Here is a 22,625-nt window from a genome sequence, read left to right as displayed (position 1 = left end):
TATTAACAATCGGCTGGATTCGGGCTGTTTTGCGGCGGTAGCTGCTCCTGAGTATTTTTTATTTTATTTATATTACTTTACACTTTATTTAAAAATATAATACAATTGATTCTCATTTTCATCAATAATAATTGTTCTTAATTTTATTTAATATTTTTGTTTGTGCTAATGGATCTGGTATGAGCGTTGTGTTGTAAGAATATACGGAGCATAAGGAGAAACAATGCGAGGTATGTACGAGCAAATGCAGGGGCAGAAGTCCTCTTGCATACTCCGGTGTTTGCTTACTGAAAATTCAATGTTGCCGGTATTAAGCTGCTGTGCCGGTGTGAAGGTGTATCTCTGATGTATCTAGGTATGATAGGTGCATTTATTGTTTTATGCATACTCTCTTTGCTGATAGGTTCTGATCCGATTTCATGGACAGGTTTACTGGTCGGTTCAGATGCTGACTGGCTAACTTTAAAAGCCAGCCGGTTCCCGCGCCTGCTGGCGATTATTCTTACTGGTATGGGGCTTTCTATTAGCGGGGTAATTCTACAACATATTGTCCGCAATAAGTTTGTTGAGCCGGAAACGGCCGGCGGGCTAGATGCAGCTAAGCTGGGGATTCTGGTGTCACTGGTACTGCTGCCTTCGGTTGGGGTATTAAGTAAGATGCTGGTGGCTCTGGCGTTCTGTTTTGTGGCTGAGCTGATTTATATCCTGATTATTGCCAGAATCCGCTATCAGCAAATTGTGCTGATTCCGGTAATTGGGCTGATGTATGGCGGTGTGTTAAGTGCCGGCGCTGAATTTTATGCTTATAAAAATAATCTTTTGCAAAATGTTCAGGGCTGGCTGCTGGGTGATTTTTCGCGTGTGGTACAGGGGCATTATGAGTTGCTGTATGTTCTGATACCGGTGATTGTGCTGAGTTATGTGTTTGCACAGCGGTTTACGGTGGCAGGTATGGGGCAGGAAGTGGCTACCAGTCTGGGTGTGGGCTATAAAAGCACGGTGGTGCTGGGGCTAATGCTTGTGTCTGTTACTGTTGCGGCAACGGTGATTACGGTGGGCTCCATTCCTTTTATCGGGCTGGTGATTCCGAATCTGGTGGCACTTAAGTATGGTGAACATTTAGCCAAAACTTTACCGATGGTGGCTCTGGGCGGGGCATGTCTGCTGCTCGTATGTGATATTAGCGGCCGTTTAATCATTTATCCTTTTGAAGTCCCTATTGGTCTTACTGCCGGTGCTGTTGGCGGTATTGTCTTTCTGCTGCTGATTTTGCGGGGGCTTCGCTAATGAATCGCAGATTCTGGCTGTTTTGTGGCTGCATCATTGCTCTGGCTGTGTTTTTTATGCTGTTTGATTCTGGCTTTGATGTTGATTATGTGCTGCCCAAACGTCTGTTACGGCTGGCTACTATTTTGCTGGCCGGTATCTGTATTGCGGTGTCGTCGGTGGTGTTTCAAACGTTGGTAACTAACCGGATTTTAACGCCGGCAATTATGGGCTACGAGGCGGTTTATCTGTTCTGGCAGGTACTGCTGTTGTTCTTTCTGGGGCAAAGTGGTCTGGGATTACTGGGGCTTAATGGCAATTTCTTTGCCTCGGTAGGCTTAATGCTGCTGTATTCGTGGATGATTCATCATTTTTTACTGCCGCGTGCACGCCATAATCTGTGGCTGTTGTTGTTATTTGGTCTGGTACTGACCATGGTAATCACTACTTTAACCCAGTTTATCCAGCTCAAAATCAGTCCGGGGGAGTTTTCGGTATTTCAAGGCATTAATTATGCTTCTTTTAATCATTCAGAAACGCTGACGCTGGTATATGCTGCTATAGCGATGCTGGTAGTGGGCTGGGTGGCCTACCCGTATCTGCCTATGCTGGATGTGATGGCTCTAGGTGAAGAACAGGCCATTTCGCTGGGCGTGGATTATGCCCGCTATGTGCGCTGGGGGTTTGGTCTAATTGCGGTGCTGGTGGCGGTATCCACCAGTCTGGTTGGACCCACGGCATTTATGGGGGTATTTATTGCCAATATGGCTTACGCCTTTGCCGGCCACTTTCAACATAAACGCATTCTGTTATTTGCCAGTGCTGTGGCTGTTGCGGTGTTTCTGGTGGCGCAGATTCTGGTGGAACATGTGTTTAATTACAGGACTACGGTAAGTATTTTAATCAATCTGATTTGTGGGATGTATTTTCTGCTGCTTATTGTCTGTCGTCGAGGAATGACATGATTCATATTCAGAATATTTGCAAAATTTATGGTCATAAGCCGGTACTGAATAATATTAATCTGGCGCTGCCGCTGCATCAGGTGACGGCGCTGATTGGACCCAATGGCGCGGGTAAATCTACTTTGCTGATGATACTGGCACGGTTACTGGCACCCACTACAGGCAGTATTCTGTTTGAGCAGCAGGATATTGCCAGTATCCGCATTGCTGATTATGCCCGTCTGGTGGCCACGCTGCGGCAATCACCCTATTTCGGCCTGCGTCTGACTGTAAAGGAGCTGGTGTCTTTCGGCCGTTTTCCGTACGGGCATGGATTGTTGTCTGCTAAAGATCATCAGGTAATAGACGAGGCAATAGATTTTGTAGATTTAAGTGCGCTGCGTGATGCATATATTGATGAATTAAGTGGCGGGCTGCGGCAAATGGCTTTTCTGGCCATGACTATTGCTCAGGAAACACGGGTTCTTCTGCTGGACGAACCTTTAAACAATCTGGATATGAATCATGCGGTACAAATTATGGCTGCTATCCGGCGTTTGTGTGAGGAACAGCGGAAAACTGTGATTATGGTGGTGCATGATATTAATTTCACGGCCAATTATGCAGATTATATTGTGGCTTTAAAACACGGACAGTTAAGTTTTTGTGGCGCTACGCGGGAAGTGATTACTGAAGAGCGTCTGAGTGAGCTGTATGGGCTGAATTTTGAAATCAGCCACACTAAGCATGGTTATGTCTGTCAGTATTTTCATTCGTTGAAAGGTGAAACATGAACGGAAAACTCAAAAAATGTGCTGTCAGTCTGTTGGGGCTGATGGCGGTGATGACTATGGTTTCTGTGTCTGGCTGCGATAAAAAATCGGCACCAGACAGCAGTCCTACTGTGCAAAAGCGCGCGGAACCACTGATTATTCAACATCAGTTGGGCACTACCAGAATTGATGCGGTGCCACAACGCGTGGCGGTGCTGGATATGAATGAAGCAGATTTTCTTGATCAGTTAAATGTGCCGATTGCCGGTATGCCGAAAGATTTTATTCCGCATTTTCTGGCTAAATACCAGCAGAGTCATGATGACATTGCTGATTTAGGTGGCATTGTCCAGCCGAATATGGAACGTGTCCATACTCTGAAGCCGGATCTGATTTTGATGACGCCGATTCAGAAAGACCACTATCAGGAACTGACACAGATAGCGCCCACGCTTTATTATGAAATCAACTTTAATAACAGTGAACACGGTCATCTGGCTACTGTTAAAAATCACCTGCTGACGCTGGGCAAAATTTTTAACCGTGAAGATTTGGCTCGTACTAAGGTGGCTGAGCTGGATGCACAAGTGAATAAGGTGCGTGCCATCACTAAAGACCGGCCGGAAAAGGCATTGGTGGTGCTGTACAACAATGGTGCTTTCAGCAATTACGGGGTGGATTCTCGTTATGGCTTTGTTTTCAGTGATCTGGGGGTAAGGTCAGCCAGTAATGATGCAAGTACCAGTTTGCATGGGCAGCCGATTTCCAGTGAATTTATCAAACGGGCAGACCCAGACATTCTGTACATTATCGACCGCACATCGGTTATGCAACATCAGCCTGTCATTACTGCTGCTCAGGTAACTAATCCTTTATTGCGCGCCACCAAAGCATGGAAAAATAACCGGGTAATTTTTGTGGATGCAGATGCTTGGTACACCACCGGTGCCAGCCCTACTTCGATGTACTTGCTCATGCAGGATGTGATGAAGGGCTATCAGTAATTGTATTGTTAATTATAAAAGAATAATAAGTAACATCAGTGAATTCAATCCTGCCAATAAGCTTTTAAATATGTTGCATAAATTTGGTTAACAAGGAGATATCTATGGGTAAACACGAACATTATCTGAGGCAGGATGGTCTGCACAGGATTAGAAAACGGAGTAACAGTGTCGTAAGCTCTGTCAGCTCCTCCCCCAAAGCGCTGATATTGAGTCTGGCCAGTGCTATGCTGGTTTATGCACCGGTACTGTATGCTAAAGCAGCGGATGATGAGGCTAAGCCAGAGATTAACAAGGCAGCAGATAAAACTATGCAATCTGCTGGCAAGGCCAATTTACCAGATGTGGTGGTAGAGGCAAATCAAAACACTACCTACACCGGTGGTTTTGTGTCCAGAAACAGCCGTATCGGTTTTCTTGGCAACAAAAATGCCATGGAAACACCTTTTAATACCGTTAGTTATACTGATAAATTTGTTGAAGATACTCAGGCCAGAAATGTGACTGATGTGATTGCCGCTACTGACCCGTCAGTATTTACTAATGGCACTATTGGTGGCTGGAGTGAGAATTACTATATTCGAGGTTTTCAGTCTAATACCAATGATATGTCGATGAATGGTTTATTTGGTATTGCTCCTTACTACAGGACTGCACCTGCGATGTTTTCGCGCATTGAGGTGCTGAAAGGACCTTCAGCACTGCTGAATGGTATGCCGCCTGCCGGTTCTGTGGCAGGCACGGTTAATTTGGTATCCAAGCGCGCAGGTGATGCACCACTGCTACGGGTAACACCTACCTACATGTCTGATTCACAATGGGGCGGTACTATCGATGCCGGCCGCCGCTTCGGGCAAAATAAGCAATTCGGGATTCGGGTTAATGGCGTTTATCAGGATGGTTCCGGCCCGGTAAGAAAACAGGATCTGAAAACTCAGCTTGGTTCGGCAGGCATGGACTGGCGCGGCTACCGGGCGCGTATTTCCGCCGATTTTTACATGGCTGATGACAAGGTAGACGGTGTAGTGCGCGGTATCAATCTGGGTAAAAATACGGAAGTTCCTACGCCGCCCAACCCGAAAACCTTAATCAATCCAGACTGGTCTTATGTCAGTAATAAAGACCGTGGCGCGATGATGCGTGCTGAATATGATATTAGCGACAATATGACTGCCTATGCTGCTTTCGGACGCAGTAAAACCAAGTACAAATACAATGGTGCCACTTCTGCAATTCTGCTGGATAATCACGGCACCATACAGACGGTGATGGCACAACTGGCGTTTGATGTGGATAAAAAATCGGCTGATGTGGGATTAAGGGGGCAGTTTGATACCGGTTTGGTTAATCATCAATGGGTAATCAATACTACCTACTACAAGCATAACCAGCATGATTATGGGGTGAGAAGTATTCCCTCGGCCACATGGATAACCAATATGTATCATCCGGTATGGGGTAAATCGGTACCGTTTGATGTGCCGCCGATTTCTGAAAGCTCGCTGCAACTTAAAAGCTATGGGATAGCGGATATGTTGTCATTGATGCAGGACAGGCTGCAACTAACTTTAGGCCTGCGCTATCAGGAAGTGAAAAGTGATAATCTGAGCCTGATGGGCAAACCGGTTCTAACTGAATATAAAAAACATGCCTTAACGCCGGGTGCAGCGATTTTGTTTAAAGCCACCGAACATGTATCACTTTATGGCAATTATATTCAGGGCTTAACCAAAGGCGATTCAGCTCCTATTACTGCGGCCAATTATCCCAAGGTGTTTGCGCCGTATAAAACCAAGCAAACTGAGCTGGGCATAAAATGGGATTATGGCACGCTGTCTCACTCATTAAGTGTGTTTAATATTAAAAAACCCAGTAGTTATACTGATGTGACTACCAATATCTTTACTTCCGGCGGTGAGCAGCGTAACCGTGGTATTGAGTGGAGTTTTATTGCCTCGCCGCTTGAAACAGTTCGTCTGATGGGCGGTGCCAGCTACATTAAACCGGAACTAACCAAACTGGCCAAGCATGGTAATGAGGGTAATATTGCTACGGGTGTGGCCAAAGTACAGGGCAAGCTGGGTGCTGAATGGGATATTGCTGCTGCTGTGGGTATAGTCACCCTGTCTGCCAATGCCACAGCTGTATCCAAACAATACCTCAATCAGGAAAACAGTTTATCTGTACCCGGCCATACTGTGTTTGATATTGGTGCTCGTTATAATGCCAAAGTATCTGGCCATCCCTTTACACTACGGGCAGAGATTAAGAATGTTACCAACAAAAGCTATTGGGGCATGCCACGCTTGTCTAACCTGTCTTTAGGCGCACCACGGACTTTTCTGCTGTCCGGTTCCTATGATTTCTGATGTGTAGCCATTAAAAAATCGCCCATCGGGCGATTTTTTAATGGCAGCCTGCTTACTCGGGTAATCCATACTGCTGAAATGCAGAGTATTCCGGTACCTGATAATACTGCTTACCTAGTAACTGGTTGATAATCACCCCGTTTCTGGTTGCGCCCATACCTAAATCCGGCGAACCAACGCCCTGTTTGGCAATTTCGGCATTCTGGATAAAAATCCGCCCTTTGCCACCATCACAGCGCACAGCAGTAAAATCCTGATTAATCATATAGTCATGCTGATCATCGGTTTGCAGTACAGTGCCCTTCAGCTCTTCAAACCAGCTCGGCCACTGATGGTGGTAGCCGGTAGCAGCAACAATCGCATTGCTCTGAATAGTTTGTTGCTGATTAAGCTGAGTATGCAGGCAGGTCATATTGATAACGCCTGAAGGCAGCACTTCTATCGACTGCACATCACAATTTGAAAACAGCGTCAGTCCGGCCGGTGCTCCGGCGATGGTGCGTTCGTACAGCAAATCATAAATATCGCCGATGGTAGCAAAACTGATGCCTTTGTATAGTTGTCCTTGGCTGGCACTGATTTCTCGTCTTTTCTGTGGTGGCAAAGTCTGGAAATAACGCATATAAACCGGCGTAAAACACTCCTGTCCCAATTTGGAAAATTCCATCGGATGAAAACCGGCAGAACGGGTAATCCAGCGAATAGAGGCGCCGGCTCTGATTTGCTCCGGCTGCAAGGCTTGGTAAAGTGCCAGCACACATTCAGCAGCACTCTGCCCTGCACCAACCACAGTAACCTGCCTGCATTGCTGTAGCTGTTCCTGCATATGGGTAAACTGAGCAGAGTGCAGAATGAGCGGATGGCTGGTATTTTTCAGCCATTCAGGATAGTAGGGGACGGTGCCAATGCCAATCGCAATATCCTGACTGCAATAAGCCTGTTTTTTTCCGGCAGAAGATTCACTTTCAATAATAAATTTTTCCTGCTGGCGGTCATAGCTTACTGCCTGCACACAAGAATCAAAATGGCAGGAGGGTAACTGACGCACAGCCCAGCGACAGTAGTCATCATATTCCTGACGCGGTATCAGGAAACGGTCGTAGTAGCAAAACTGGTACAGACGCTGATGCTGATGCAGGTAATTCAGATAGCTTAAAGGATGGCATGGATTGGCCATGGTAACCAGATCGGCCAGAAACGGTACTTGCAGAGTGGTGCCGGGTAATAATAAACCCGCGTGCCAGTGAAAAGTGGGCGTTTTATCCAGAAACACTGCATTAACTTCCGGATGGCTCGACAACAATGCCGCCAGCCCCAGATTGAAAGGGCCAAGCCCTATACCGGCCAAATCAGTTTGTTTCATATCCATATTTATTTCATCCCTATATCTAAGCAGTTAAATATTTAAGTGTTTACAGCAGCTGATAACTTTATGCCATAGACATCATTGATTGAATCAGGTGTTCAACTTCCTCAATATTGCGACAGCCAATCAACTGCCGTGGCTTCAGAGCCAGCCCGAACATCTGGTTAATCTGGCTGGTAACTTCTTTTACGTGCACAGGACGCAAACCCAGATTACTCAATGATTGCGAGGTTTGGATAATTGTTGCTGGCTTAATATTCAGCACTTTGCAGTAAATCAGCATTAATTGCTGGCGCTGCCAGTCTGCTGCTGCCACGGGCTGCTGCTCATCAGGATTTGGTGCACTGCCGGATGGTGTCTGTAGCAGCACTGAATCAATATTTTCCAGTCCGCTATCAGCCACCTGCTGGCACACATTCACCAGTGCAGCTAAAAAATCGTGGATGATGGCATCGCTAACAGCAGCCTGAGCATAGTCAACGTTAAACAGCAAAGCACTATCATTCCCAAGCATAAAGCGGATATCCATTGCTACCTGTGGTGTCTGAGTCAGCCCGCTCACATAGCGAACCGGGCTATCTGCCGGCAGAGCTGGCCACGATAGCCCATTGGTAACAACAACTGGTAAAACCGGCGCATGGCCATGCTGTTCAAACAGCAAGCGCGCCAAATCAACACCAGAAAAGGCCAAATGCTGTAATCCTTCCAGCGTGTCGGTTTGTAATTTTCTGGCCTGTTCGATAAATGCTGCCGTTGGCGCCCAAGTAGTGACAATAAAAGTAGACTGATTGGACAATTCACCCTCATACAGCGGTAACACTGGCACCGCCACAGACAATAAGGCTGGTGTCTGCTGCCAGCGATTCAATACCGCCAGAATCAGCGCCATTAGTAAAGAATTTTTGAACAATCCCTGACGACAACCGAACTGACATAATGTTTGCAACGTTTGCTTGGGCAACATCGCACTTTGACGGGTATAAACGGAAGTCATCAGTGTTGCCAACGGCTGTTTCCAAGGTAACTGCGGTATGGAAGTAACTTCCTGCAACCGCTGTTTCCAGTAGACAACCGCCAAGTTATAACACTGGCTATCCTGCTGCTGTCTGTTTTCAGGCTGAGGTGACGCGGTCATAAGGGGCGTATCGGTGAATAATTCACACATCAGCGCGGCAATCGCACGCCCATCCAAAATCAGCGCATCAAAACGAGCAAACACAATAAACTGTTGCGGCGTTAACTGAAAAAGGGTGATGTCCCACGGAGATTCCTGTAAATCAAATAGCGCCTGCTGATAATTCTGCCGCAGAGTATTTATTTTTTCTGCGGCCACTGATGGTTCCTCACCACACAAATTAATTTCGGTTAAATTAATGATTGCCTGCGGGTTTACCCATTGCACACAACGTCTGGCATCAATATAAGTCCTCAAACTGGCATGGTGCTGCACCATATCGGCCAGACGCTGCCGGAATACAGGTAAATCCAGCGTGCCGGCATATTCGCGAAATTCCTGCATAGCCACACCACCAAGAGCAAATGCAGTGCTGCGACCAGATAAATAGGCCTTTTGCAGCGCATTCAGCGGTGTAGTTCCCACATCAGGGTCGGTGATATTCAGGTACTGATTCAATACCGCCAGCGGCTGCGTAAAACGCTCCGGCTGAACAATCAACACATTCATCAGCGCAAGACAACGTTCAAACAGAGCATTTACCCATGTATCCGGCAATGCATCCAGACGGATATCCCAATTAACGAGCAAATGATTGTCCAGCTGCACAAACTGTGCATCCAGTGCTACCTGCGCCCCCTGAGAAATACACCAGTCCATGCTGCCAAAATACTGCTGCACCTGTGACGAAAATAAACTTTTCTCCGCTAAATCCAGCGCAGCAGTAAAAACAACCGGCGCAATTTGCGCCATAGCATGATGGCGTGACAAACACCGCATCACATTTACGCCACTAAACTGCCGATGGTTCAGACAGCGCTGCCATTCGGCTGCCACGCGCTGGCAAAAAGCATTTAGAGTAGCCGCATCAGACATATCAATATTTAACAGCACCATATCGGCAAAATCACCAATGGTCTTATCAATATCGGGTACAAGTGGTTCGCGCCAGAAAAACGGCACGTTCAGCCGGTAAGCGGCATCATGGGTCACTTTACCCAGACTGTAGGCAAATAACCCCAGTATCAGAGCAGAAAAAGTCAACTCATGCTGACGGGCAAGTTGGCGTAACTGCTTTGCCTGCTCAGGACTGAAAGTCGTACTCAGCCGTGTGCTTTGTGCCCCCGCCACGGCACAGTTGGTTAAAGGCAAAGCAGGAGCCGGAGCAATCGCTGCTATACGGGACAGCCACCACTGGCGTGCACGTTGCTGCTGTTGCTGCTCATGCTTATCCTGCCGTAGGGTGTTGCGCCATACATAAAAAGACGGTGCCGGCGGTAGAGACTTAGTGCTGTCTGCATAAAACTGCGCCAACTCTTCCATCAAAATACGAAAGCTGGAAGGATCAACAGCTATCATATCGGCATCAATATGCAACCGAAATGCCTGATTATCCAGAAGACTGATAGAAACACGTATAGTCTGCCCCTCCTCCAACTTCAGTTGTTGATGCGTCCATTGCTGGCGTTTTTCTTCGAGCTTCTGTTGCTGCTGCGCCTCACTCAAATGTAAAAAATCATCTATTTCCAGCGTATTCTGTGGCAGAGAATCCCTGATACTGACTTCCCCCGCTGCACTAAGTTGCAGGCGTAACAGCTCATGGCGCCGGTACAGACATTCTATTGCCTGCCTGAGTCTGGTTACATCAATATGGCTGCCATTAAATTCTGTATAAAGATGTGCGGCCACACCACCGAGCATTGCTGCATGCGCACGCCCAAACCAGCATGCCGACTGCATTGAAGTAAGTTCACGCATCATTTCATTACTCTGTTGACAAATTTACTATTTTTGACGATGATACCTTTAAATAAAAATGATTACTAGTTTCATTTAATAAATTTGAAACAACAGTTAACCTACTAATGAGCCCCACTGAACAGACAGACACAAAAACGATGTTGCAAATTCAGTATTACTTATAAATCAACATTATTTGTCTGATTCAACCGGTTTAGCAGAAAAGGCTGATGAAATGATTACCTATACACACTGGCCAGAAGATTTAGCCCGCAAATACCGGCAAAAAGGTTATTGGCTGGATCAGCCGTTAACCCGAGTCCTGACAGACACAGCCAAACAGTCACCACACTCAACCGCCATTATCTGCGGTGACCGGCGCATCAGTTATCAGGAACTCAACCAGTTTTCCGACAATCTGGCCGCCAGACTGGCGGAGCAGAACTTTGGCATTGGTGATACAGCACTGGTGCAACTACCGAATATTGCCGAGTTTTATATTGTATTTTTTGCCCTGCTCAAGGCTGGTATCGTGCCGCTGAACGCCCTGTACAACCATCGCCAACATGAATTAAAGAGCTTCTTCAGCCAGATTAAACCCCGGTTGCTAATAGCATCGCGCAACCATGAAGTATTCATGCACAATCATTTTCTCGACCAGCTGGACAGCCTGCAACTGGCACCAGCCCTCACCCTGATGCTGCATGCCACAGACGGTGATAGAAACTTAAAAAACTGGTACACCAGCCCTCCCGCCACCAGCAGCAATTATGCCTGCACTCAGGCTGATGAAGTGGCTTTTTTCCAGCTTTCCGGCGGTAGCACCGGCACACCTAAGCTGATTCCGCGCACCCATAATGATTATGAATACAGCGTGCGTGCCAGTGCCGAAATATGCGGTCTGAACCAGAATACACGTTTATTGTGTGCCATGCCGGCGCCGCATAACTATATGCTGAGTTCGCCCGGTGCACTGGGCGTATTTCACGCCGGCGGCTGTGTGGTCATGGCGGCCAGTCCCGAACCATCAAGCTGCTTTGCTCTGATTGAACAACACCAGCTTACCATGGCCTCACTTGTACCCAGTGCAGTATCCATGTGGATGCAGCAGCCACCGGAACAGTTAGAAAAAATCCGGTCGTTACAACTGATTCAGGTAGGCGGTGCCAGTTTTCCAGAATCCATGGCGCGGCAGGTATTAAATGTTTTCGGCTGCCAGTTACAGCAAGTATTCGGCATGGCTGAAGGGCTGGTGAACTATACACGGCTAGATGACAGCGAAGAAGTGATTGTCACTACACAAGGACGTCCCATCAGCCCAGATGATGAAGTAAAAATAGTGGATGAAAACGGCAACGATGTACCTGATGGAGAAACAGGCATGCTAAAAACACGCGGGCCTTACACCTTTCGCGGCTATTATCAAAGCCCAGAACATAATGCACAGAGTTTTGATGCAGAAGGATTTTATTACTCAGGTGATTTAGTGCAGCGCAGCAGCAACGGCTACTTAAAAGTAGTTGGCCGTATTAAAGACCAGATTAACCGTGGCGGCGAAAAAATTGCTGCCGAAGAAATTGAAAAACTGATTATCACCCATCCCGATGTCACCGCAGCAGCATTAGTAGCCATCAGCGATGAGCGTTTTGGCGAAAAAAGCTGTGCCTTTATCGTATCACCAAACCAGAACCTAACTGCCCTCAGCTTAAAGCGCCACCTGCTCAATCTGGGAATTGCCCATTACAAACTGCCGGATCAGATTTACATCGTTGAAAGCCTGCCACTCACCGCCGTGGGCAAAACTGATAAAAAACGCCTGCGCCAGACATTACAGCAAACCCCTGCCTGAATTATTCATCACAGAGAGAAAAAGAGAACCAGCATGACTATCAAACAGATTGCCGATTACCCAATGCCCACACCGGCACAGATGCCACAAAATAAAACCGCATGGAAGCTGGATACTGCCCGCGCCGTATTACTAATCCATGACATGCAGAATTATTTTCTGAACTTTTATCAGCCAAACAGCCCATTAATCCAGACCCTGATTCAGAATTTACAAGCCTTGCGCAACTGGGCAACACAGCAGCAGATTCCAGTAGTATATACCGCACAGCCACATCAGCAGAACCCTCAGCAACGCGCACTGCTAAATGACGTATGGGGTTCCGGAATCACTACCGCACCGGCGGAAGAACAGAAAATCGTAGCTGCATTGACTCCGCGTCCAGCAGACATCGTACTGACCAAATGGCGTTATAGCGCCTTCCAGCGTACAGATTTACACACATATATGCACAACTGGCAGCGCAATCAGCTAATAATCGGCGGCGTCTATGCGCACATCGGCTGTATGCTCACCGCAGCAGAGGCATTTATGCAGGATATACAAACATTTTTCATTGCCGATGCACTGGCCGATTTTTCTGCACAGCAACACCAGAACGCTTTAAATTATGTTGCCAGCTGCTGCGGACAAGTCACCACCACAGCAGCATTAGTGCCGGAAACCAATACCCTTACCCGCTCATGGCTAACACAAAGAGTTCAGACACTACTGGAAATGCCGGCACAACCCATAGATCCCGAAGAAAACCTGATTCTGTATGGGCTGGATTCCCTGCGCATCATGCAGTTTGCGGCAGAACTGAAACAGCGTGACATCACCCTAGGCTTTGAGGCACTAGGACAGCAACCTTCACTAAATAACTGGTGGCGCCTGATTGAAGCGCAACTAACGGCCAGCGTAGCCTGATAATCATCAGCAATAGATAGCCAGAGCTTGTAAACAAGCATTTGGGAAACAAAACATGAATGATTTAAACGTCTCCAGCCAGAACACCCAGCCGAATCTGAAGCATCAATGGCGTGTGGCCTTACCCGGACTTACAGGCGGCACACTGGCGGCGGTGTTTGCCGGCATTGCCATGCTGGCAGCACTGTGGTTTATAGTTAAGTTTATCGGTCACAGCACATGGCACTGGCTAGCATATGCACTGCTTTGCTGGCTTGTAGCCGCCGTGTTTACCGCATGGTCTTCCTGGCTGGCACATCAGGCAGAAAGTCGCTTTGCAGCGACACTGCGCCGCAGCGTGGCACAGCATTTAATCCGTCTGCCCATGAATACACTTGCCAGACAAAATGAGCAGACACTCAAACAGCTAATGACCGATGACATCGGCAGCCTGCACCATATGCTGGCACACTTACCCGCTGAAATAGCCGTCTTCACAGTCATCCCGCTGTTATCCACCGGCATCCTGATTTATTTTATTGGACTGGCAGCACTATGGGTTCTACTGCCGGGCTTCATTGCCTCCCTGTATTACCTCCTTATCATCCCATATATGACCCGGCGCGATGGCACTGCACGCATGCAAGTAATGCTCGATATCATCAACAAAGCCGATGAATATGTACGTGGCATTCCTGTATATCGCATCTATGGCCAGCATTCCAGTGCACTTACCACCTATACACAGGCTACTGAGCGGTTTACCCGCGATATGGTGGGCTGGGTAGCCAAAGTGGCCACCCCTGCATCCATTGCCGTTGCCCTGCTACAGGCAGTTGCCACCTTCGCCATTGCCTACTGGGTCAGCTATTCCCATGACACCACCACACTGGCTGCTACCCTGTTATTCAGTCTGGCCATTGTCACACCAACATTACGTCTGGGTCATGGCATTGACTACATCCGAGCCGGACGTGCTGCCGCCAAACGTCTGGCCGAATTTTTACAGCAGCCCCTGCTGCCCTCTGGCAACATCCGACAAATCAAACAGCCGCCGACCCTTGCCATTCACAATATCAGCCTGATTCAGGAAGAGAAACCAGTCTGGCATCAGCTCAGCTTCACCTTTCCCGCCAATGCCCTTACCGCCATCACCGGTTCCAGTGGCGCAGGCAAAACCACCTTATTAAATGCTCTAGCCGGACTAACATCCCCAACCTCAGGCAATATCGAGCTAGGACATACTGAAGTGGCTGCACTACATGAAGACACACGCCAGCAGCTGATACTACTTATCCCACAAGGCTACGATGTTCTCGACAGCAGCGTGCGCAGCAATCTGGCGCTTACTGCCCCTGAAGCCAGCGATGAGACCATGCAGCAGGCACTGGCCAAAGCACAACTGAACGTAGACTTATCCACACCGGCTACAACCCTGTCCGGTGGCGAAAAACAGCGTATCAACATTGCCCGTGCCTTTCTTAGCGAAGCCAGAATAATCTTACTGGATGAACCAACCAGTGCCCTTGATAACCAGCATGCACTGGCCATTTTTCAGACACTGAGTGAACTGGCCAGAACTGCGCATAAAACCATCATCGTGGTTACCCACCAGCAGGCACTGGCCGACAAGGCCGATACACAACTGGTATTACATAATTTAAGGAGCGAAGCATGAATGCAGCCAGTCCCCCAAATCGCCCCCTATTTGAAGCCATACCGACAGCCGCCAGACCACGCCTGATTGGCGTAAGCATTGGCTGGGTACTGGTTGCCGCACTGGAAGCCTGTGCCTATACCATACTCGCTCTAGCCATAGTGCATCAGCAGCAGCCCGTATGGGTACTCACCATCGCACTTATCACCATCCTCATCACCGTACTGGTTACCCGCAACGGCTTTCTTACCGGCGTACGGCTGGCCGGTGATTTATTTGCTGCACTAGGGCGCTCCCTGTCCAGCGCCAAACTTTCCTGGTTTAACGATCAACGCCGTGCCATCATCAGCAAAACCGCCGGACAGGAAATTCCCAACTTCATGAGCATTCCGGCGCATCAGCTACAAACCTTTCTACATGCCCCCTGCCTGCCTCTGTTTATCTGCATCGGGCTGGCCTTTGTCGCTGACACAAGCATGATGCTGGTGGCAATAACACTAATTTTATTATCATTAATCATGCAGCTATGGGCACAGTATGCCCTAAACAAAACCGATGCCCAGCGCCATCAGGCCGAGCTGGACAGCACCACCGCCACAATCGAACTGGTAGAGCACCTCTCCCTATTGCGTACAGCGGCCGGCCCCATACGTGCGCTCAATTCCATCCAGCAAAACTGGACACAACAAGAAAGCCTGTTAAACAAAATTAATCGCAGTGCCGCATGGGCTACCCTGATTGCAACCCTAGCCAATATATTGCCCATGGCTGGTATAGCGATGTACAGCATCCTGTCCGGTCAGAACAATAACCGCCTGATATTGGCTGCACTCCTACTAATGGGACGTGCCGGCGCACCATTAAGCGCATTGGCCACAGCGGGCTTAAACATTAACGACTTAATCAGCTCCCTGCGCCATTTCCAACAGCTCACTCACCCGCCAGTTTTGCCGCAAGCTGGCAGAACACGCATCCCACAGCAACCACACCTGTCATTGCATAACCTAGTATATATTCCCGATTCAACAGCGGTGACTCTGGATATTCCTATTGGTGCCCGCGTACATGTGGCCGGAGAAAGTGGCTGCGGCAAAAGCACATTGCTGCAACTGTGCATGCGTTTTGATGATCCAGTACAAGGAGCAATCCAGCTAGATGGCATCGCCCTGCCACAACTGTCCCCACAGACACTGACAGCAAATATGGCCTATGTAGCCCAGAATCCGATTATTTTTACCGGCACACTGGCAGACAATATCCGCATTGGCCGTTTCGATGCCAGCGATGCCGAAATCGAAGCCATCGCCCGCCAATGCGCGCTGGGACAAATTATTGACCGCGCAGACGAAGGCATTCACCAAAGCGTTGGCCAGCAAGGTTCAGCCCTTTCCGGTGGCGAACAACAGCGCGTAGCCATTGCCCGTGCCCTGATTAAACATGCGCCCATACTCATTCTGGACGAAGCCACCTCAGCATTGGATGAAAGCACCGAGCAACAACTGATTCAAACCATCCTTGCACAATCCCAGACCCTGATTTTTGTATCCCATCGCAGCGCCGCCCCGTGGCAGCCTACCCATACTCTGGATTTATCCAGATAACGGCCGCATAAAAACAAGGCTATTTATGACATTAATATCTAAGCCAAGCATAGCACTGCATCCACATGACCACCCTGTCAGCAGAGTTAAAACAATTACAGCAGATATTCAACAGCCAACATTATTCAGCCATCACAAACTGAGCATCGGCTACAGCACCATACATCAGATACGCATGCAGCCTATTAGCATCTCAGCCCTGCATAAACTTTGCCGGACATTCAGCATACATCTGCCAGAAACCATACAACACAGCAAGCACAAGCGCCAGCTCGAATTTGTAGCGGGCAGACTGGCTGCACAATATGCCTTGCAGCCTTATGGCTACAGCAGCTTTACCCTTGAATCAGGGGCACAGGGGCAGCCGCTTTTCCCAGAACCACTGCAAGGCAGCCTCAGCCACAGCAGTAACAAACACCAATGTCTGGCCATCGCCTGCGCCCACAAAAAACAACCAGCACATCGCTATCTAGGTATTGATATCGAACATCAGCAGCATCAGCACATCATCCACAACAATAAAACCATACTGGCACTATTTCTTCAGCCACAAGAATTACAACACCTCACAACACACAACATCAGCCTGCCACAACAAGCATTACTGCTTTTTTCCGCCAAAGAAAGCATCATCAAAGCCTATTTTCATAAACATCAAACCCTGATTAACTTCACCGCCATCACTTACCAGCCCAGCAGCAGCCAGTACCTGCATTTTCACATTCATACATCCGAGCAGCACAAAATACCGCAAACAGCAAAAGTATTTTTCAACAGCACAAAAAAACAAATAATCACAATTGCATATATTTAAGTCAGACCTGTAGCAAATTTTTCCCAATTCAGACAAAACATATTTATACACAACATAATAATTGATAATGATAACTATTTGCATTAATATAAAAGAACTACATAGCCTGACCCATCTACATCTTATTGACCGCACCCATGTCCACAGGAAACAAAAATGACAACCAAAGAATACAGCAGCACATCTCAACATCTCCGCTCAAACCATCAGAATCAGATTGCCTGTTTTGCCAGCAGGCATCACCACATCAGCGCCCGACATCTTATCCACAAAATCCACATGCCCGTCACCCCCCATAGCGCTTGCAATCAGCAAATTGCCGACTGCTTTAACTACATCAAAGCACAAGGCCATCCCAACCCCATTCTCATCGCCGCCATTCCATTTGACACCACCCAGAAAGGCACATTGAACTTTTACAGCGATTTTGACAAAACCCCACCAACCATCCCCCATAACCACACTTCCCACATACCCGCAACACCTACCACTCTCATACACAAAAAAGCACTGGTAGAACGGCAGACATTTGAGCACAGCGTACAGCTAGCCTTAAACGCCATAGAAAACGATAAAATACAGAAAATCGTCCTGTCGCAGGCAACAGAATTTGAATTCAACCAGCAGCACAATCCAGAACACTTATTCAACACACTGGTGAAACAAAATCCCGAGGCCTATAATTTTCTCATTCCAATAGAAGAAAACCAGTATATTTTTGGCGCCAGCCCCGAATTACTACTATCACGCCAGCACCAACAGATACGCAGCAACCCACTGGCCGGTTCGCGACCACGTTCCGGCTGCACTGAACAAAACAGCCAAAGCAAAACCGATCTTTATCAGTCTGCCAAAGACCGGCACGAACACCAGCTTGTCATAGACAATATCCGGCAAAAGCTCAGCAGCTATTGCAGCCAGTTCAGCACATCGGAAACACCCGACATCCTCACCACCTCCACCATGTTTCACCTATCTTCCGTCTTTCAAGGACAGTTGAAAAACAACGCCCCCAATGCCCTGAATCTGGCCTTACATCTGCACCCCACCCCCGCCGTATGCGGTACCCCCACCGCAACAGCCAGACAGTTTATCCTTACCCATGAAGGCTACAACCGCCACTACTACAGCGGCCTGAATGGCTGGATGGACGCCAGCGGCAATGGCGAATGGGTAGTTACCATCCGCAATGGTCTGCTAAATCACAACAAAATCCGCCTGTATGCCGGTGCCGGCATCGTTAAAGGCTCCGAGGCAGCAACAGAATGGCAAGAAACCGAAGCCAAAATGCAAACCATGCTCAACGTCTTTCAGCAGCAATAACCCCGACTTAGGAAAAACCAAAATGCAATCCGCCACCATCGTTACCGGCGCAGCACAAGGCATCGGCGCCGCCGTAGTCAGCAAACTACTTCAACAAAACTACCATGTTATCGGCATCGACAAACAGCCAGCCCCGGCAAACTGGCCAGTACAGCAAATGATAGCGCCCCAATATCAGCACCACTGGCTTGGCGTTAGTCAGAACATAACCGACTTCGAAGAAACCCAAATCCTGCTCAATACCCTTATCGCCCAACACCACATTACCGGTTTAGTCAACGTTGCCGGCATACTCATACTTACCCCCCTGCTCAATGCCACAGAAACACAATGGCAAAGCAGCCTGAACGTAAACCTGCTAGCACCCATCTTCATCAGCCAGCATTTAGCTCGACATTTCCATCAGCAACAACACGGCAGCATCGTTACCGTCAGCTCCAACAGCGCCCGTATGCCCCGCACCCAGCTAGGCCTGTATGCCACCACCAAAGCCGCCCTCAGCCACTTCTGCCGCAATCTGGCATTAGAAGTAGCCCCATACGTACGCGTCAACATCGTTTCCCCCGGCTCCACACACACCGCCATGCAGCAACAACTGTGGCCAGACAACCAGCCACCAGCCAGCATAATCAATGGCGACCTAAACCAGTACCGCCTCGGCATTCCCCTCAGAAAACTGGCACAGCCCGCAGACATAGCCAATACCGTTTCCTTCCTGCTCTCCGAACAGGCTGCCCAGATAACCATGCAGGAAATCGTCGTCGATGGCGGCGCCACACTGGGGGTTTAATCATGAATCTGAGCGCAGTATCCATCGATGCTTTTACCATCCCATCACTGCCTGGCAAACCAATTAAACCTTCCTTCTAACCATTATTTAAATATTTAAATCAACAAGCTAATCACAAAAATTCTACTGTGCAGGTTAATTTGAGCTTATCTCAAGTCAAAATAAATAACCGCCGAATACAGATATTGTTTAAAAAAATTATTTAAGCCAAAAAAAATTTATCAGATTAATATATTATTCATTTGGAATATTAAACTAATAAACAACTTTCCGATATACATTAGTAACTATCCAAACACGACATTTTAGCGTCAACTAATTTTATAGAATATATTTTTCAAACAAAATAAACTATTCAAAAAATCCAAACATTTAAACACCTTATCAGGAACAAAAAATTCATTAACTATGCATTTCCAGACAATAGCCATAAAAGCAACCAATAAATACCTATGTCATCCTATGTCTTTTTAATACCAGTCTAATATTATTTTAACTTCAGCCTGCATAGCTACCGGTATAAATAAAAAATTAATCACGTACCTTTAACTTCAATTAGCATCATGATTTAATTCAAAAATATAAATTCATGGTTAGTCAAACCGATAAGTAACCCAACAAACACAATGATTATACTTTTTTGCATTCAGTCATTTTTTATTCTGTAAGATACTTTTGTCATTAGTTAATTCCCTTTTCTTTATTAATATTTATATTAATTATTATTAAGTTTACTTAAATATATTACAAATATAAATATATTTTCATTCGTTAAAATTTTAATTTTAATATTAAGATTTAATTTAAAAATATACGTTTACATCAAAAGGTTACAACAAAAGGTTAATTATTTCGCCAATATGAAAATATTAATAATTAATAATTAATATTTTATAAGATTTTATTTTTCAAGCGTAATCTTTAAAAGTAACTGCGTTTAATGATGTGTAAATGGTTTGAAAATATATACAGATAGTTTTAATCCTTATTAAGTATCTGTTTATGTATCTGCCAGTTTGCTCAAACAACCAGCAGATGTAATGAATACACACAGTTATTTGTAAAAGAGGTTGAGTTTGTTAGTTATGTAACTTTAATCAGGAGAAACCAATGAACAAGGTTTACCGTAATGTCTGGAATGAAAATACACAAACGTGGGTAGCTGCATCAGAATTAGCAAACAGTAAAACTAAGTCGAATACTGTTTGTGAACTGCCACTTGTCAAACATGTATTAAATATATTTGGGCTGAAAAAAATTGTCAGCCTCACACTTACGACACTAGCACTGCAATTGCAGGCAGTTTCCCCAGCCTATGCTGCCAATCTGGCTATCACCGGTACTTCTAATATAAGTACCAATGGCACAGGCGTCAGCTATGCTTCCGGCAGCCACGGCAGTATTGCTCTGGCTGGTGATGATGACTTTTGTGGTGCAGACAAAGTTAACGGACGCAGAAATATCACAACAGGTGGTATCAGTGCCATGGAAGAATACCTGCGTTTTGCTCAGAATCGTTCGTTTAATGGCCGCAACCCATATGGCACCAGCAACGGTCAGCAAGTATGGACTGGAGACGGTACTACTGGCGGAAATACCAGTGGTTCATCCGGCTACATGGGCACCCCAACTGGCGGAGATATAAACAAACTTCCCGTAGCCTATGGTGTGTATTCCTTTGCATCCGGTTGCGGCTCATATGCCACAGGTAACTATTCAACAGCCTTCGGTAATAATGCAACTGCCACCGCTGGCGGTGCTCAGGCTTTCGGCGTAGCAGCACTGGCCTCCGGCGCAACTGCCGTTGCAATCGGAGTAGGTGCTCAGGCTACCAACACTGCAAGTTTAGCGCTTGGTTCCGTGGCTACTTCCGATGGTGCAGGGAGTGTGGCCGTTGGTTTCAATAGTGCCGCCCAGCAAGATAACACCACTGCTTTGGGAGCTAATGCCATTGCCACAGTAGAAAAGGCAGTGGCACTGGGTAGCGATTCTCTGGCTAATACCAGTGCCGGTATTCAAGGCTATGACCCGGCAGGCACCAATACAGCTACAGAAAATCAGTCTGCAACATGGAAAAGTACCGCCGCAGCAGTGTCCATTGGCAATGCAAATACCCAGATTACCCGCCAAATAACTGGTCTGGCCGCCGGTACCGCCGATACTGATGCCGTTAACGTGGCACAATTAAAAAATCTGGCCAGCTCCACTTCAACCGGTTTATCCAATTTATCTACGGCAATAAACAGCAATCTTAATGGCTTAAATAACAATGTAGCCAACTTACAGAAAGATGCTCTGCAATGGAACGGCTCTGCTTACGATGCCAGCCATGGTACCGCTAATGCACAGAGAATTACCAATGTTGCCGCTGGGCAGATTGGCGAAAACTCCACCGATGCGATTAACGCCGGACAGCTTTTCAGCGTTTCAACATCTACCGCCGCCAGCCTCAGTACTTTATCTTCTACATTGAATCAGGCCGGTGATTTAAGTAACGTCAATGCCAATATCAGTACCATTAACAGCAACATTAATGGCTTAAATAACAATGTAGCCAACTTGCAGAAAGACGCATTGCAATGGAATGGCTCTGCTTACGATGCCAGCCATGGTACCGCTAATGCACAGAGAATTACCAATGTTGCCGCTGGGCAGATTGGCGAAAACTCCACCGATGCGATTAACGCCGGACAGCTTTTCAGCGTTTCAACATCTACCGCCGCCAGCCTCAGTACTTTGTCCTCCACATTGAATCAGGCCGGTGATTTAAGTAACGTCAATGCCAATATCAATACCATTAACAGCAACATTAATGGCTTAAATAACAATGTAGCTAACTTGCAGAAAGACGCTCTGCAATGGAACGGCACTGCTTACGATGCCAGTCATGGTACCGCTAATGCACAGAGAATTACTAATGTAGCTGCGGGGCATATTGGCGAAAACTCTACCGATGCGATTAACGCCGGACAGCTTTTCAGCGTTTCAACATCTACTGCCGCCAGCCTCAGTACTTTGTCCTCCACATTGAATCAGGCCGGTGATTTAAGTAACGTCAATGCCAATA

General features: G+C 47.1%; 15 protein-coding genes. 13 read left to right on the top strand and 2 right to left on the bottom strand.

Annotation, left to right across the window (positions count from 1 at the left end):
* The first annotated feature begins 345 nt into the window (after positions 1–345).
* From BHC51_RS06770 to BHC51_RS06750, 5 genes are all read left to right on the top strand, one after another.
* Complete coding sequence (locus tag BHC51_RS06770) at positions 346–1,287, top strand: ABC transporter permease (protein WP_100153617.1); 942 nt, start codon at positions 346–348, stop codon at positions 1,285–1,287.
* Positions 1,287–2,231 carry an iron chelate uptake ABC transporter family permease subunit gene (locus tag BHC51_RS06765; protein ID WP_100124124.1) on the top strand — a complete coding sequence of 315 codons (945 nt, stop codon included), beginning with the start codon at positions 1,287–1,289 and terminating at the stop codon, positions 2,229–2,231. The genes BHC51_RS06770 and BHC51_RS06765 overlap by 1 nt, the downstream gene beginning before the upstream one ends.
* Positions 2,228–3,004: an iron ABC transporter ATP-binding protein gene (locus BHC51_RS06760; RefSeq protein ID WP_100124125.1), complete on the top strand. Its 777-nt coding sequence runs from the start codon at positions 2,228–2,230 to the stop codon at positions 3,002–3,004. Before BHC51_RS06765 ends, BHC51_RS06760 begins: the two co-directional genes overlap by 4 nt.
* Entirely contained in the window at positions 3,001–3,987 is a 987-nt protein-coding gene (locus BHC51_RS06755) for a siderophore ABC transporter substrate-binding protein (protein ID WP_100153616.1), read from the top strand. Before BHC51_RS06760 ends, BHC51_RS06755 begins: the two co-directional genes overlap by 4 nt.
* Positions 3,988–4,091: 104 nt before the next feature.
* Entirely contained in the window at positions 4,092–6,356 is a 2,265-nt protein-coding gene (locus BHC51_RS06750) for a TonB-dependent receptor (RefSeq protein ID WP_180296453.1), read from the top strand.
* 52 nt (positions 6,357–6,408) lie between these two features.
* Here the strand turns inward: BHC51_RS06750 and basC are convergent, their stop codons facing one another.
* Together basC and BHC51_RS06740 are read right to left on the bottom strand one after the other, a co-directional pair.
* A complete protein-coding gene (gene basC / locus BHC51_RS06745) occupies positions 6,409–7,725 on the bottom strand; it encodes a putative histamine N-monooxygenase (protein ID WP_218966389.1) in 1,317 nt (438 codons plus the stop codon).
* A gap of 61 nt (positions 7,726–7,786) precedes the next feature.
* Positions 7,787–10,657, bottom strand: coding sequence for a condensation domain-containing protein (locus tag BHC51_RS06740; RefSeq protein WP_218966388.1), 2,871 nt, complete (start codon positions 10,655–10,657; stop codon positions 7,787–7,789).
* A gap of 175 nt (positions 10,658–10,832) precedes the next feature.
* On the opposite strand from BHC51_RS06740, the gene BHC51_RS06735 reads away from it, so the two are divergent.
* From BHC51_RS06735 to BHC51_RS06700, 8 genes are all read left to right on the top strand, one after another.
* Positions 10,833–12,485 (top strand): (2,3-dihydroxybenzoyl)adenylate synthase, encoded by a 1,653-nt coding sequence (locus BHC51_RS06735; RefSeq protein WP_306807460.1) that lies wholly within the window; start codon positions 10,833–10,835, stop codon positions 12,483–12,485.
* Positions 12,486–12,518: 33 nt separating this feature from the next.
* Positions 12,519–13,394 (top strand): isochorismatase family protein, encoded by an 876-nt coding sequence (locus BHC51_RS06730; protein WP_100153615.1) that lies wholly within the window; start codon positions 12,519–12,521, stop codon positions 13,392–13,394.
* A 55-nt stretch (positions 13,395–13,449) separates the two neighbouring features.
* Entirely contained in the window at positions 13,450–15,051 is a 1,602-nt protein-coding gene (locus tag BHC51_RS06725) for an ATP-binding cassette domain-containing protein (RefSeq protein WP_100153614.1), read from the top strand.
* Positions 15,048–16,631: an ATP-binding cassette domain-containing protein gene (locus tag BHC51_RS06720; RefSeq protein ID WP_100153613.1), complete on the top strand. Its 1,584-nt coding sequence runs from the start codon at positions 15,048–15,050 to the stop codon at positions 16,629–16,631. The genes BHC51_RS06725 and BHC51_RS06720 overlap by 4 nt, the downstream gene beginning before the upstream one ends.
* Positions 16,632–16,656: 25 nt before the next feature.
* Entirely contained in the window at positions 16,657–17,445 is a 789-nt protein-coding gene (locus BHC51_RS06715; protein ID WP_100153612.1) for a 4'-phosphopantetheinyl transferase family protein, read from the top strand.
* Positions 17,446–17,601: 156 nt separating this feature from the next.
* On the top strand, positions 17,602–18,768 hold the full coding sequence (locus BHC51_RS06710; protein ID WP_100099124.1) for an isochorismate synthase: 1,167 nt from the start codon (positions 17,602–17,604) through the stop codon (positions 18,766–18,768).
* Between the two features lie 22 nt (positions 18,769–18,790).
* On the top strand, positions 18,791–19,558 hold the full coding sequence (locus BHC51_RS06705) for an SDR family NAD(P)-dependent oxidoreductase (RefSeq protein ID WP_100153611.1): 768 nt from the start codon (positions 18,791–18,793) through the stop codon (positions 19,556–19,558).
* A gap of 1,110 nt (positions 19,559–20,668) precedes the next feature.
* Positions 20,669–22,625: ESPR-type extended signal peptide-containing protein (locus BHC51_RS06700; RefSeq protein WP_257384784.1), on the top strand; the 1,957-nt coding region annotated here is incomplete at its 3' end.

This window comes from Snodgrassella alvi (assembly GCF_002777745.1).
Taxonomy (GTDB): Bacteria; Pseudomonadota; Gammaproteobacteria; order Burkholderiales; family Neisseriaceae; genus Snodgrassella; species Snodgrassella alvi_D.
The sequence above is the reverse complement of the archived record's forward strand: the minus strand, read 5'-3'. Positions and strand labels throughout refer to the sequence as shown.